The organism is Streptomyces sp. NBC_01497 (genome assembly GCF_036250695.1).
GTDB lineage: Bacteria > Actinomycetota > Actinomycetes > Streptomycetales > Streptomycetaceae > Streptomyces.
Map to the genome: position 1 here is coordinate 8,036,352 of NZ_CP109427.1, position 14,033 is coordinate 8,050,384.

The following is a 14,033-nucleotide window of genomic DNA, read 5'->3' on the forward strand; positions in this document are numbered from 1 at the left end:
CGCGCGGGCCGGCCGCTGACTGCGGGCCGGCCCGGTGATCGCCCGCTCTCCCACAAGGACCCGTCCCAGGACCGGGCGCCGCGGGTGGGCGACGCGAGGTGCCCGGTGGACTTCCCGCCACCGGGCACCCGTCCGCCGGTGGGCGCGCGGGGGGCCGCGTCCGGTCAAGGGCGTGCGGACGCGGCCAACAATGGTTGTCCGCCGACCCGTTGCCCCGGTCCGGAAGCTTCCTACTCCGCCTGGGTGAGACCGGCGTGCGCCTCCAGGCGGTCGATGCGCTCGGCGAGCGGCTTCAGCTCCTGCCGCAGGGCGGTGAGGAGCGCGGCCTGCGGCGTGCCGGGCGCGTCCGCGGTGGCCCGGCCCGCCGTCTGCGCCTGGAGGTGGACGTAGCCCGCCAGCGCGGCAGTCACCGCCCGGCGCAGCAGTCGCGGCTCGGCGCCCAGGGACCGCAGCACCTGACCGCCCACACCGTTCGGTTCGGCGGCCAGGCCCAGCAACAGGTGCTCGCAGCCCACGTAGTTGTGTCCGAGGCCGATCGCCTCCGTGACCGACAGTTCCACCGCGGCGGCGGCCTCGGCGTCGAACCGGGGAGCCGCGCCTTCGCCCCGTACGTCGTCAACGGCTTCGGCGTTCACGAGCGTGTCGTCCGTGGGCGGGCGCCCCTGCGCCGCCAGCCCGCGCCGCGCCGCCAGCTCGCGTCCCACGTGCTCGGGCGGGATCTCCATGGCGAGCAGGACCCTGAGCCCCAGGTTCTCCCCCTCGGCGAGGATCCCGGCGAGCAGGGCGCCCGTGTCCACCTCGGGCCTTCCCGTCGACCTGGCCTCCTGTGCCGCCCGTTCCATCACGGTCTTCGTGCGCGCGGTGAACTGGCCGAACGCGCCCTGGGCCGCGGCCGTGTCCGGTCCGTGCAGGGCCGTCTCGCGGATGGCGGTCACGCGCCGGACCGCCGTCTCCAGAGCCCGCTGGCAGACGGCGGACACCGGTACGCCCGCCTGCTTCACCGTCTCCGCGAGCTCGTCGGGCAGATACACGTTGATCTTGGGCATCGGAGCACCTCTCGACGGTTGCCATGCGCCGTCCGCGCATTGAACCCCCAATGTAACCCCCATAGGGTTATGAAGGCCACGGAGGCGGGCACTTGACGTGGTCGGGTGCGGGCGGAGACGCTGGGGGACGTCCTGAGAGCGCTCCCATCGCGGCTACGTGCTGAGAGCGCTCTCAGAAAACCGGCTGTCGCCGGTGACCGCGACGACGAACCTCCCTGGAAGGACCCCCGTGGCCACCTCAGCACCCATCCCAGGCCAGGCCCCCGACCCCCAACAGGCGATCAGCTTTCCGCCGGACTTCCTGTGGGGGACGGCCACCGCCTCGTACCAGATCGAGGGCGCGGCCCGGGAGGACGGCCGCACGCCGTCCATCTGGGACGTCTACTCCCACACCCCGGGGCGGGTGCTGAACGGCGACACGGGTGACGTGGCCGACGACCACTACCACCGCTGGCACGAGGACCTCGGCATCCTGGCGGACCTCGGCGTCGGCGCGTACCGCTTCTCCGTCGCCTGGCCGAGGGTCCAGCCGACCGGCAGCGGGCCGGCCAACGCCAAGGGGCTCGACTTCTACAGCAAGCTCGTGGACGGCCTGCTGGAGAAGGGTGTCCAGCCCGTCGCCACGCTGTACCACTGGGACCTCCCGCAGGAGCTGGAGGACGCGGGCGGCTGGCCCGAACGCGAGACGGCCTACCGCTTCGCCGAATACGCGGGCGTCGTCGCCGATGCGCTCGGCGACCGCGTCCGCACCTGGACCACCCTCAACGAGCCCTGGTGCAGCGCATTCCTCGGCTACGGCTCCGGTGTGCACGCCCCCGGCAGGACCGACGCCGCCGACTCGCTGCGGGCCGCCCACCACCTCAACCTCGCCCACGGCCTCGCCGTACGGGAGCTGCGCGAGCGGCTGCCCGCTGAGGCGCAGGTGTCGGTCACGCTCAACCTCCACCAGGTAAGGCCGCTCAGCGAGGGCGCCGAGGACCTCGACGCGGCCCGTCGCATCGACGGCACCGCCAACCGCGTCTTCACCGGCCCCATGCTCGACGGCGCCTACCCCGACGACGTGCTGGCCGACACCGCGCACCTCACCGACTGGTCGTTCGTGCGGGACGGCGACACGGCGATCATCCACCAGCCCCTGGACTTCCTGGGGGTGAACTACTACTCGCCGACCCTCGTCTCGTACGACAAGGAGGGTGCCGCGCACGGTTCCGACGGGCACGGCGCGAGTGAGCACAGCCCCTGGCCCGCGGGCGAGGGGGTGGCCTTCCATCAGGCTCCCGGCCCGCGCACGGCGATGGGCTGGGGCATCGACCCCACCGGTCTGTACGACCTGCTGCGGCGGGTCGGCGGCGAGCACCCGGACCTGCCGGTCGTCATCACGGAGAACGGCGCCGCCTTCGACGACCGGATCGGCGCGGACGGCGTCGTGGACGACCCGGAGCGCATCGCCTACCTCCGGGGCCACCTCGGCGAGGTCCACCGCGCGCTGACGGCGGGTGTGGACGTGCGCGGATACTTCCTGTGGTCGTTGCTCGACAACTTCGAGTGGGGGTACGGCTACAGCAAGCGGTTCGGCGCCGTCTACGTGGACTACGAGACGCAGCGGCGCATCCCGAAGGCGAGCGCCCGGTGGTACGCGCAGGTCGCGCGTACCGGCACGCTGCCGGCGCCGTCGGGCCCCTCGGCCTGATCTCGCGACGCGGGCCGGGATGTTCCGCTCCGTGTCGCCCCGTCACACGGCCGGGCGGCCGTGGCAGTCGCCGTACGGGCGGCCGCCGCGGCCGCCCGCGTCTCTCCGGACGGTGGGGGAGCCGCTCCTGCGTCGGCGGTGGTGGTGCGCCTGACGAGGTGTCGGCGGCGCCCGTGGGAGCCCGGTTCATCGGGCGCGGGCCCTTCACCGAGGGACCCACCGGAGGGTGCGAGAGGGATGCGTCGGGTTTTTCCATGCCTTCCCGGGCTTCTCCGGCGTCGTGGGTGATGTCCGGACGTGGGCTTCTTCGTCCCCCAACTGCCCATGGCGGAAAGGTGCCTGAGGCATGGAGAAGATCACTGGCCTGACCTGCGTGTTGACCTGAACATGCGGTTCCTTTGGTATTCCTTTGGTCTACGCGTGTTCCCCCTGAGAACACTTGATCGACAGAGTGAGGGTCTGCGTGTGGTCTGCACCTCTCACCGCGCCGCACGCGTTCACTCGCAACGCAGGGGGTTTTATGAGATCCAGCCGACCGCGCCTGCGCACCGGAATGGCCGTGGCAGCCACGCTGTCCATGGTGACCGGCGCTCTCGCACTCGGCGTCCAGGCGGCCGGTGCCGACACCGGCCCGGCCGGACGCGCCATGCTGCACGGCACCAAGCCGCTGTGGGCCACCGCGCAGGCCGACAAGGGCAGTACGGCCGCGTCCAACAAGGTCTCCGCACGCGTGTACCTGGCGGGGCGGGACGCCGCGGGTCTGGCCACGTACGCGAAGGAGGTCTCCGACCCTTCCTCCGCGAGCTACGGCAAGTACCTGAGCGCCAAGCAGGTCAAGGCACGCTTCGGAGCGACGCAGCAGCAGGTGGCGGAGGTCACCAAGTGGCTGACCTCCGCGGGGCTGAAGGTCACCGGTACCACCAGTCACTACGTCTCGGTCTCGGGTGACGCGACGGCCGTGGCCAAGGCGTTCTCCACCAAGCTGCACAACTACGCCAAGTCCGGCAAGACGTACCACGCGCCCGACACGACGGCGTCGGTCCCGGCCTCGCTGCACGGCGCGGTCCTGACCGTCACCGGCCTGGACAACGCCCCGAAGGCCTCGCAGCACGACGACGCGCTGCCGCCGCCGGACGCCGCGTTCCTGAACGCCGGGCCGTTCTCCACGTACTTCGGCTCGAACGTGAACAAGAAGCTGCCGAACGCCTACGGTTCGAAGGCTCCGTACACGATCAAGGGCTACACCGGGGAACAGCTCCGGGCCGCCTACGGCGCGAAGACCTACACCGGCAAGGGCGTGACGGTCGCCATCACCGACGCCTACGCGTCGCCGACGATCGCGCAGGACGCCAGCAAGTACGCCAAGCGCAACGGCGACAAGAAGTACAAGGCGGGCCAGTTCTCGCAGGTGGTCCCGAACGACTTCACCGTCGACGAGACCAACTGCCCCGACCCCGCCGGCTGGTACGGCGAGGAGTCGCTCGACGTCGAGTCGGTGCACGCGGTCGCGCCCGACGCGGACATCACCTACGTCGGCGCGAAGTCCTGCCTGGACGACGACCTGCTCGACTCGCTCAGCAAGGTCGTCGACAGCCACCTCGCCGACATCGTCTCCAACTCGTGGGGTGACGTCGAGGCCGACCAGACCCCGGCGTCGCAGGCCGCCTACGACCAGGTGTTCCAGATGGGCGCCGTCGAGGGCATCGGCTTCTACTTCTCCACGGGTGACGACGGCGACTTCAAGGCGGCGACCGGCACCAAGCAGGTCGACGTTCCCGCCAACTCCTCGTGGGTCACCGCCGTCGGCGGTACCTCCCTCGCGGTCGGCAAGAACGACAAGTACCAGTGGGAGACCGGCTGGGGCACCCTCCAGGCGTCCCTGTCGGCCGAGGGCAAGAACTGGACCGGTTTCCCGGGCGCCTTCACCTCGGGCGCCGGCGGCGGCACCAGCACCACGGTGGCGCAGCCGTTCTACCAGAAGGGTGTCGTGCCCACCTCGCTGTCGCAGGCGAACGGTACGTCGTCCCCGATGCGCACCATGCCCGACATCTCCGCGGTCGCCGACCCCAACACCGGCTTCCTGATCGGCATGACGCAGACCCAGGCGAACGGCAAGCAGCAGTACAGCGAGTACCGCCTCGGTGGCACCTCGCTGGCCTCGCCGGTCATCGCGGGTATCCAGGCACTGGCGCAGCAGGCCCGGCACGGTGTGCCGATCGGCTTCGCCAACCCGGGCATCTACCAGCGCTACGGCACGTCGGCGCTCCACGACGTCACGGACCACCCGCTGGGTGCGGGCCAGGACATCGCGGTCGTCCGTAACGACTACACGAACACGCAGGACCCGACCAGCCCGGTCAAGACGTCGATCCGCACCCTCGGCCACGACAGCTCGCTGTCGGCGACCGTCGGCTACGACGACGTGACCGGTGTGGGCACTCCCGCGGGCAACTACGTGTCGTCCTACAAGACGCGCTGATCCGGCACTCTCCGGGGCGCCACGGCGTCAGGGAGCGTGGCACTGCCTCGCACACGACGGCCCCCGTGCGGTTCCCGGGCGGAGTTTTCCTCCGCCCGGGGCCCACGGGGGCCGTCGTGCGCCCGGGTGCGGCCGGTTGTTCGTTCCGGGTCCGGGCGCGCGTCTCAGTGGAACTGGGGGACGATCAGGTACAGCCCGTACGCGACCGCCGCGAGGCAGGCCAGGAAGCACAGCCCGGCCACGAACCGCGACAGGGGCGCCGGTCCTGCCGTCCCGGGAGCCGCGCCCCCGGAGAGCCCTGCCTGCTCCGGCGTCGTGGCGGCCGGCTCGCCGTCCGGTCCCGGCTCTGACAACACCCGTACACCGAGGGCGAAGACGACCACGACGGCGACCGTGGCGCCGATGCTCACGCCCGCCACCTCACCGAGGGCGCTGAAGTCGATACTCATGTGCGGTCTCCTCCCGCCGGATCAGACGCCGGCCCTGGCCGCCTGCGCCCGGACGGGCACGGCGTGGTCCTCGTTGACATTGCCGGACGTCACCGGGTTGCGCCGGGACATGTGGACGATGAAGCCCGACACCGCGGCGGCCACCAGGGCGATCACGATCGTGCCCGCCGTGCCACCGTGCACCACGACCCCCGCCGCCACCGCGCCGACCGCCGCGGCCGCGGGAAGCGTGATGCACCACGCCGCGGCCATCCGTCCTGCGACGCCCCATCGGACCTCGGCCAGCCTGCGGCCGAGCCCGGCGCCGAGGATGCCGCCCGAGCACACCTGCGTCGTCGACAGCGCGAAGCCGAGGTGCGCCGAGGTGAGGATCACCGTCGTCGACGCGGCCTCGGCGGCGAACCCCTGCGGCGACTTGATGTCGGTAAGGCCCTTGCCCATCGTCCTGATGATCCGCCAGCCGCCGATGTAGGTACCGAGACCGATGGCGAGCCCGGCGGCGCCGATGACCCAGACGGGCGGGCCCGCGTCCGGGCCCAGGGCGCCCGCCGAGATCAGCGTCAGCGTGATCACGCCCATGGTCTTCTGCGCGTCGTTGGTGCCGTGGGCGAGCGAGACCAGCGAGGCCGAGGCGATCTGCCCGATGCGGAAACCCCGCTCGACCGGACCGGACCCGCCGCGCCGCGTGATCCGGTACGCGAGATACGTCGCGAACAGCGCCGCGAGCCCCGCGACGAGCGGCGATGCCACCGCCGGGATGATGATCTTCTGTACGACCTGGTCGAAGTGGACTCCGCGCTGCCCGGCGCCCACCCACACGGCGCCGATCAGACCGCCGAACAGGGCGTGCGAGGAGGAGGAGGGGAGCCCGAGCAGCCACGTCGCCAGGTTCCAGAGGATGGCACCGACCAGACCGGCGAAGATCATGCCCGGCGTGACCAGGTTGTCCTGAACGATGCCGCCGGAGATGGTCCGGGCGACCTCCGTGGAGACGAAGGCGCCGACGAGGTTGAGGACACCGCTGATGAGGACGGCCACTTTGGGGCGCAGTGCCCCGGTCGCGATGGAGGTCGCCATGGCGTTCGCGGTGTCATGGAATCCGTTGGTGAAGTCGAAGGCCAGAGCCGTGACGATCACCACTGCCACAAGGAAGGTGATGTGGTCCATTCGCCCCATGAAAGCGCGAGCGGGCGTACCCGGGGCAACAGCGATGTGAAGACGTCAGGTTCTTGTCTCCACAGGTAGGCGACACATCCCGGGGTGCGCCTGAACGCTCGGGCCCGTGCCCGCGGGTGGCCGGTTCGGCTCCGGGCCCCACGCACCGCGTCCGCCCCCGGGGACCCGACGCGGTGTGGTGCCCCCGGCCGCGGGCTCCGCACCCCCGCGGACCCCGGCATCACTGGACGGGAACCGCCACCATCCGTCCCGGACGTCGCCAACCCCCGCCCGGAAAAGCCGAGTACGGCCCCGCGAAGGGACCGTGGCGGGGCCCCGGCGCGGCGCGCGGACAGCGCCTCGGGCGCCGGCCCGGTGCGGACAGCTCCCACCGCGGGGCCGGGAGTGGCAGGGCGATGGGAGCGGACGGCGGGAGGGGCGGCCCGGTACGGGGCCGCCCCCCGGATCAGACGCGCTCGCGGTACAGACCCCGGCCCGCGCGGTCGGCGCGGGACGTCGCGACCAGACGGTCGAGTGTGCTGCGCACGGCGTTGATGTCACCGGGGCTCCCGTCACGGCCGAGGACCTTCGCCACGTCACGTGCCCTGACCGTGCCGCCCTTGGCGTCGGCGAGGATGTCGAGCACCTGCCGGGTGAGGCCGTTGGCCTGCTCCTTGTCCTCGGTGCGCTCCTCGGACTTCTTCGCGGGGGCGGGCTTGGCCGCCGCCTTGGCCGCACGCACGGGCTTCTTGGCCGGGCCGCGCTTCTTGGCGACGGCCTTCTTCGAGCCGGAGCGGCGCGGTGCCGGCACCGAGGCGACCGGCTCCTCGGCCGGCTCGGCGACGGTCTCGGCCTCTGTGGCGGCGGCCTCCTCGGTCCCTTCCAGCACGTGCGGCACACCGGACAGCGCCTGGAGCGCCGTCAGGGCCGAACGCACCGATTCGAGGCGCTCGGTGACCGCGGCGAGTTCCTTCTCCAGAGACTGCTGGTGTGCCTCAAGGCGGGGAAGTTCCGCCTGGAGGAGAGTGGTTGTCGCCTCGACACTGCTGGGAGAGGCGGGTGCGGATGTCATTGGTGTCCCTTTCCGTCAGGAGCCACCGGCCGTTGTTCCCGTCGGTGGCCTGTGCCAACAAAGCCTAGGCTCTCCACGGCGCCACGTGGGCGGCAGGTGATCGTTCGGCGTCACACGCATGCACAACGACTCGGGTTCGACACCGGTTCCTGTTCACGGCGAACGCATCGGGCACCACCGTACACACCCTTCCTGACGTGCATGAACGCGCCCTTCCCACAAACCCTTCCGTCCCCGTCGCGGTCGCCGGCGGCGGATTCGGGGGCCCCGGTACCGTGCGTGTGACAGAAAGCGTAGAACGTGCACGGTAGTTGACGCGCGCTTTCCGGGCTATGGGCGCACCCGACCGCGTGGCGGTGTACCGTTCACGCCTTGCGTGCGAGGACCGTCAGACACCGGGGGGCGCCGTCGGCCCTCCTGCCGAAGCTCTCGGCGGCCCGCAACCGCACGGAGAAGCCCGCGTCCGCCAACTCGCGCAGCGCGTCGGGCAGCCCGAAGGTCCGGTAGTACATGACGAACGGCGGCCTCCACACCGCGTTGCGCACCCGCATCGCGGCGTCGAACCCCCACATCGCCCAGTAGGGCAGTGACCCCACCCGCGCCGGCGCGGGGAGCGGGAAAACGAAGAGGCCGCCCGGCCTCAGCGCCGCGTGCACACCCGCGAACACCGCGGGCCGCTCGGTGGGCAGGAAGTGCCCGAAAGCGCCGAAACTGGTGGCGAGATCGAACACTTCGTCGAACGGAAGTGCCCGTGCGTCCGCCCGTACCCACTCCACATCCGGCGCCCCGCCGGAATCCGACGGGACCCCCGCGAACGCTCTCCGGGCCTGCGCGAGCATGCCAGGACTGAAGTCGAGGCCGGTCACCCGCTCCTCGCACACGCGGCGCAGTGCCCGTACCCCCGCTCCGGTACCGCAGCACACGTCGAGCCCGGTGCGGAACGGGCCGAGCGGGCGCACCGCGGAGACCACCGCGTCGAGGAACGGCCCCGGCGTGCGGAAGGGAGTCGCGTCGAACTTCGGCGCCAGCAGGTCGTATCCGTGTTCCACGGACGACAGTGCCTGAACGGCCAGTTCGGTGAGGGAGGGCCCACGGTCGAAGAACATCACCCCCCAGCGTAGGCGCCGCCCGTGAGCCCCCTGGCGTCCGCCACCAACTCGTCCAGCCACTGCGGCCAGTCCGCCACCACACCGACACCCTCCTCGACGACCCACCGCAGCGCCTGCACCGTCCAGCACAGCCCGCCGACCGCCAGATCCGACAGGACCCCACCGGGAGGCAGGCCCGCCGCCCGCGCGAAGACCCCGGGCAGTGCCGCCACGCCGACCTGCTCGGCCAGTCCTGCCTTTCGCGCGTCCCGCAGCAGGCAGTACAGATCGCCGAGATGCCCGCCCACATACGCGAGTGGCCAGTCGACGACCGTGACGGCGCCGTCCGGACCGAGCACCAGGTTCTTCGGGTGGAAGTCGCTGTGCACCACCGTGGGCGGCGCGGTGTCGTCCAGGTGCGCGGCGAGCCACCGGGCGGGCCCGTCCAGCGCTCCGGCGAGCCGTGGCCGCAACCGGGCCACGCCCGCCGCCGCGACCCGCGCGGACTCGGCGAAGCGTGCCGCGTCACGCACCGGCGCCGGCGCTCTGTCCTGCCGGGTGAGCCGCCGCGATGCCGCCGCGCGCATCCGCGCCAGTGCCCGTACGGCCTCGCCGTACCCCTCGGCGCTCGGCCGCTGCTCCAGCGTGTGCGTTCCCGCGTCGGTCAGGACCAGCACCACCGCGCCGTCGCCTTCGCCGCCCACCGACGCCAGCAGGCGCGGCGCCGGCAGCCCGAGCGGCACCACCAGGCTCCGGTAGCGGGCGGCCTCGGCCGCCATCCCGCCCGTCGCGCGCTTCACGATCACGGTCTTCGGCCCTTTCCCGCCTGTGAGTTCGAGCCGCCACACCTCGGAGAGGCCCCACGCGCGCAGCCGCCAGCCCCGTACCGGCTTCGCACCGCGTCCTAGCGGTACGTACCCGTCCGTCAGCCAGGCGGGCAGTGCGGCGGCCGACACGCCGGGAGGCCCGGTGGTGCCGCGGAAGGGAGGGACGGGAAAACCGGTACCCGATACGTGATCCACCGCGCCATCATGCGGCCCGGGCAGCAGAACGCCCACCTGCCCGCATCACCGGCCATGCGCTACCTGCCACTGCCACCAGTCACCAGCCACCGTCAACAGCCGCCAGGCCGGCGCCGGGCCGCGATCGAAGAGCCCGCTGCCGCCTTCCCCGCCTGCCGGCCCGTCCTGTCAGGGAGTTCCTGTGCGTCTGCTCGTCCTCGGCGGTACCAAGTACCTCGGCCGCCACTTCGTCACCCACGCCCTGAGTCGGGGGCACGACCTGACGCTGTTCCACCGCGGCCGCACCGGGCCCGCGCTGTTCCCGGGCGTGCGGCGCCTGTTCGGCGACCGGGACACGGACCCGCGGAGCGGTCTTGCCGCGTTGCGCACGGGGGAGTGGGACGCCGTCGTCGACTTCAGCGGTTTCCTGCCCCGGCAGGTGAGGGCCACCGCCCGCCTGCTCGCGCCCCGCGTCCGTCACTACGTGCTGATGTCGAGCATCGCCGTCTACCCGCGCTCGGCCACCGCCGGTCGCACCGAGGACGTCCCGCTGCGGCGGCTCGACCTGCCCCCGGGGCGCACGCCTGAGGAGGTCGGGAGCTTCACGGCGCAGACGTACGGACCGCTGAAGGCGGCGGCGGAGCGCGCCGCGGTGGAGGAGTGCGACGGCCGCGCGACACTGGTGCGGGCCGGGCTCGTCACGGGTCCCGGGGACCCCTTCGGTGCCTTCCCCGGCTGGGCACTCGCCATGGCGGGAGAGGGCGGGAGGGACGGCACCGTGCCGTGCGCGGCCCGCCCCGGCCAGCCCCTCCAGATCACCGACGCCCGTGATCTCGCGGCGTTCATGGTCCGCATGGCGACCGTCCCGTTGCCCGGTCCCTACAACGTGACCGCGCCGCCCGTCACGTTCGCGACGATGCTGGAGACCTGCCGGGCGGCCTGCGGCGGTACGGCTCGTGTGCGGTGGACGGGTCCGTGGAACGAGCCGGGACCACGGAAGGGCGCCGAGGCATACGGGTACCCCGAGACCAACGGGACGCCCGAGACGAACGAGATGAACGAGATGAACAAGGGAAAGGGACACCGGACGCCCGAGGGGTGCGGGACGCCCGAGGCGCAGGACGGCGACAGCCGACACGCGGCGAACGCGTCGGGTGTCCGCCACGGAGGGCCCGCCCGCAACGTCGACGAGCATGCGGCAGGCATCGTGCAGCCGGCCGACGGCAGTGACGACGCCGTCTTCCAGCTCTCCACACGGCGCGCGCGGGACGCGGGGTACCGGGCCCGTCCGCTGGCCGACACCGCCCGCTCCACCGTGACCTGGGCCCTTCGCACAGGAGCCGTGTTCACCAGCCCGCACTGACGCCGGGCGGGGGTTGTGCGCCGGGCCGCCTGCCGCCGGACGGGTGGGCCCGGCGCCGGGCGGCGGCCGGGAGCGACTATCGTAGGTCGACATGTCCGTCCCTGAGATCGTCCGTATCGTCTCCCGCGACTCGCCGATGGCCCTGGCCCAGGTGGAGCGCGTCCGCGCCGAGCTGAGCGCGGCCCACCCCGGCATCACCACCGAGGTCGTCCCGGTGAAGACCACGGGCGACAAGTGGCTCGGGGACCTGTCCAAGGTCGAGGGCAAGGGCGCGTTCACCAAGGAGGTCGACGCGGCCCTCCTCGCGGGCGAGGCCGACCTCGCGGTGCACTGCGTGAAGGACATCCCCGCGGACCGGCCGCTGCCCGCGGGCACCACCTTCGCGGCGTTCCTCAAGCGGGACGACGTGCGGGACGCGCTGATCCACCCCGGCGGACTCACCCTCGACGAACTGCCGGACGGCACCAGGATCGGCACGTCGTCCGTGCGCCGCGTCGCCCAGCTCGCCGCGTCGCACCCGCACCTGGAGTGCGTTCCGCTGCGGGGCAACGCCAACCGCCGGCTCGACAAGCTCGCAGCGGGCGATGTCGACGCGCTGCTGCTCGCCGCCGCCGGGCTCGCCCGGATCGGCCGCGAGGACGTGATCACGGAGATCCTGTCCACGGACACGATGTGCCCGCCGATCGGCGCCGGAGTGCTGGCCCTGCAGTGCCGCGAGGGCGACACCGCCGTCATCGACACGGTGAGCGACCTCGGCGACCCGGACACCTACCGCGAGACCACCGCCGAGCGGATGTTCCTGCACGTCCTTCAGGGCCACTGCAACTCGCCCATCGCGGGCTTCGCGAAGGCCGAGCGGGGCGGCGACCTGTCGCTGCGCGCGTGCGTGTTCTCCCCGGACGGCAAGACCGTCCTCAACGCGCACGAGTGGGCGGGCCCGCTCGACCCGGCGACGCTCGGCACCTCGGTCGCGGTCAGCCTGCTCCGCCAGGGCGCGCGCGACCTGATCGACGGCATCGCGCACTGACGGCCGGCTTCCTCCCGCGTACGCGGCACGGCTGAGGGCCGTGCCGCCTGGCGGGGCGCGGCTCCCGGGCGGCGAGCGCCGCAGCTCTCGCCCCGCGGCCCCGGCGAACGGACGCCAGGCGTCCGCCATCCCGGCGTGGCGCTGCCGTTCCCCCGGCGTCACCGGGGACTGAGATCGTCCACGGATGCTCGCCCTGAACGTGGACCTCGACCCGGGCCGCTGCCGCATCCTCGGGTTCACCGGGTCACTCGCGCTGACGGCGGGCGGGCTCACGGCCGGCGCCCTCCCGGTGCACGACACCTTCCCGCCCTCCGCCGGCCGCGTCGCCCTCGGCGTGCTGTGCGGGTACTTCGGGCTCGTGCTGCTGGTGGCCGCGTGGTGGTGGCTCGGCGGCGCACTGCGCGGGCCGCGTCCGCCCGCGCCGCGCGAGCTGGTGCTCACCCTGTTCGTGTGGGCCGCTCCGCTGCTGTGCGGCCCGCCGCTGTTCAGCAGGGACGTCTACAGCTACCTCGCGCAGGGCGCCATGGTCGACGGCGGGATCGACGTGTACCACCACGGCCCCGCCGACCTTGGCGGCCCGCTCGCCGCCGAGGTCGCGCCGGTGTGGGCGCACACCCCTGCCCCCTACGGTCCGGTCTTCCTCGCCGTCGCGGGCCGGGCCGCCCGGCTCACCGGGTCCGATGTGGGCGCGGGCGTCCTCGGCATGCGCGGTGTGGCGCTGCTCGGCGTGGGTCTGCTCGTCGCGCTGTTGCCGGTCCTCGCCCGCCGTTGCGGTGTCGACCCGGCGGCGGCCCTGTGGCTGGGCGCGCTCAACCCGCTGGTGGTGCTGCACCTCGTCTCCGGTGCCCACAACGACGCCCTGATGCTCGGGCTGCTCGTCGCGGGACTCGCGGTGGCGGCCGGCGGCCGGCCGCTCGTCGCCACCGTGCTCGTCACACTCGCCGGCCTCGTCAAGGCGCCCGCCGCGCTGGGCCTGCCCGCCGTCGCGGCACTGTGGGCGCCCGCCCTCACGGGCAGGGCACGTACCGTCAGGGCCCTCGCCATGACGGCGGTGCTCGCCCTCGCGACCACGGTTTTGGTGACCGCTCTCGTCGGTACCGGATACGGCTGGATCGGCACCCTCGGCACGCCCGTCTCGTCCGGGAACTGGTCACTGACCAGCGGTCTCGGCCGGATCACCGCCGCTGTCCTGGGCGCCGTGCCCGGCGACGACGCACTGGCGCGGTTGGCCGTGCCGCTGTGGCGCAGGCTCGGGCTCGCGGGCACCGCCGCGCTGGTGGTGGCGGCCTGGCTGCGCCGGGCCCGGCTCGGGGCCGTCCACGCCCTCGGCTTGAGTCTCCTGGCCGTCTTCCTGCTGGGCCCGGCGCTGCGGCCCTGGTACGCGCTGTGGGGTCTCGTCCTGGTGGGCGCGTCGGCGCCGGCCGGCCGGCTGCGCACCGGCGCCGCGGCGGTGGGCGGAGCCCTCGCGTTCGTCCTCATGCCGGACGGATTCCCGCCCGGTGGGCTCCAGTTGACCCTGGCCGTGTGCGGTGGTGTGCTCGCTGTCCTGGCGTTGTGGTGGATGCTCCTGCTCGCCCCTGCCGCGTCGCCGGTGGCGCCCTCGCTCCCGAGGACCGCGCTGTGAACGGCGGGCGCGCCGCGGCCGGTTCGGCCCGCGCCGCGA

The 14,033-nt window shown here is 72.9% G+C and carries 11 protein-coding genes; 5 read left to right on the forward strand and 6 right to left on the reverse strand.

From position 1 onward, the window contains the following. Window positions 1-230: 230 nt before the first annotated feature. On the reverse strand, window positions 231-1,046 hold the full coding sequence (locus tag OG310_RS33950; protein ID WP_329459680.1) for a Clp protease N-terminal domain-containing protein: 816 nt from the start codon (window positions 1,044-1,046) through the stop codon (window positions 231-233). Window positions 1,047-1,275: 229 nt separating this feature from the next. On the opposite strand from OG310_RS33950, the gene OG310_RS33955 reads away from it, so the two are divergent. Next, complete coding sequence (locus OG310_RS33955) at window positions 1,276-2,736, forward strand: GH1 family beta-glucosidase (protein WP_443078797.1); 1,461 nt, start codon at window positions 1,276-1,278, stop codon at window positions 2,734-2,736. 520 nt (window positions 2,737-3,256) lie between these two features. After that, a complete protein-coding gene (locus tag OG310_RS33960) occupies window positions 3,257-5,215 on the forward strand; it encodes a S53 family peptidase (RefSeq protein ID WP_329459681.1) in 1,959 nt (652 codons plus the stop codon). Between the two features lie 164 nt (window positions 5,216-5,379). On the opposite strand, the gene OG310_RS33965 is transcribed toward OG310_RS33960, so the two are convergent. The 5 genes from OG310_RS33965 to OG310_RS33985 form a co-directional block, all read right to left on the reverse strand. Continuing rightward, window positions 5,380-5,664 carry a hypothetical protein gene (locus tag OG310_RS33965; RefSeq protein WP_329459682.1) on the reverse strand — a complete coding sequence of 95 codons (285 nt, stop codon included), beginning with the start codon at window positions 5,662-5,664 and terminating at the stop codon, window positions 5,380-5,382. A 21-nt stretch (window positions 5,665-5,685) separates the two neighbouring features. After that, window positions 5,686-6,831 carry an inorganic phosphate transporter gene (locus OG310_RS33970; protein ID WP_329459683.1) on the reverse strand — a complete coding sequence of 382 codons (1,146 nt, stop codon included), beginning with the start codon at window positions 6,829-6,831 and terminating at the stop codon, window positions 5,686-5,688. A 454-nt stretch (window positions 6,832-7,285) separates the two neighbouring features. Further along, window positions 7,286-7,891 carry a hypothetical protein gene (locus OG310_RS33975; protein ID WP_329459684.1) on the reverse strand — a complete coding sequence of 202 codons (606 nt, stop codon included), beginning with the start codon at window positions 7,889-7,891 and terminating at the stop codon, window positions 7,286-7,288. 365 nt (window positions 7,892-8,256) lie between these two features. After that, window positions 8,257-8,997: a class I SAM-dependent methyltransferase gene (locus OG310_RS33980; RefSeq protein WP_329459685.1), complete on the reverse strand. Its 741-nt coding sequence runs from the start codon at window positions 8,995-8,997 to the stop codon at window positions 8,257-8,259. After that, entirely contained in the window at window positions 8,997-10,001 is a 1,005-nt protein-coding gene (locus OG310_RS33985) for an aminoglycoside phosphotransferase family protein (protein WP_329459686.1), read from the reverse strand. The genes OG310_RS33980 and OG310_RS33985 overlap by 1 nt, the downstream gene beginning before the upstream one ends. A gap of 181 nt (window positions 10,002-10,182) precedes the next feature. On the opposite strand from OG310_RS33985, the gene OG310_RS33990 reads away from it, so the two are divergent. The 3 genes from OG310_RS33990 to mptB all read left to right on the forward strand — a co-directional run bounded on the left by OG310_RS33990 (window position 10,183) and on the right by mptB (window position 13,994). Continuing rightward, window positions 10,183-11,343: a hypothetical protein gene (locus OG310_RS33990; RefSeq protein ID WP_329459687.1), complete on the forward strand. Its 1,161-nt coding sequence runs from the start codon at window positions 10,183-10,185 to the stop codon at window positions 11,341-11,343. A 91-nt stretch (window positions 11,344-11,434) separates the two neighbouring features. Continuing rightward, a complete protein-coding gene (gene hemC, locus OG310_RS33995; protein WP_329459688.1) occupies window positions 11,435-12,370 on the forward strand; it encodes a hydroxymethylbilane synthase in 936 nt (311 codons plus the stop codon). A gap of 184 nt (window positions 12,371-12,554) precedes the next feature. Then, window positions 12,555-13,994 (forward strand): polyprenol phosphomannose-dependent alpha 1,6 mannosyltransferase MptB, encoded by a 1,440-nt coding sequence (gene mptB, locus OG310_RS34000; RefSeq protein ID WP_329459689.1) that lies wholly within the window; start codon window positions 12,555-12,557, stop codon window positions 13,992-13,994. The last annotated feature ends 39 nt before the right edge of the window (window positions 13,995-14,033 follow it).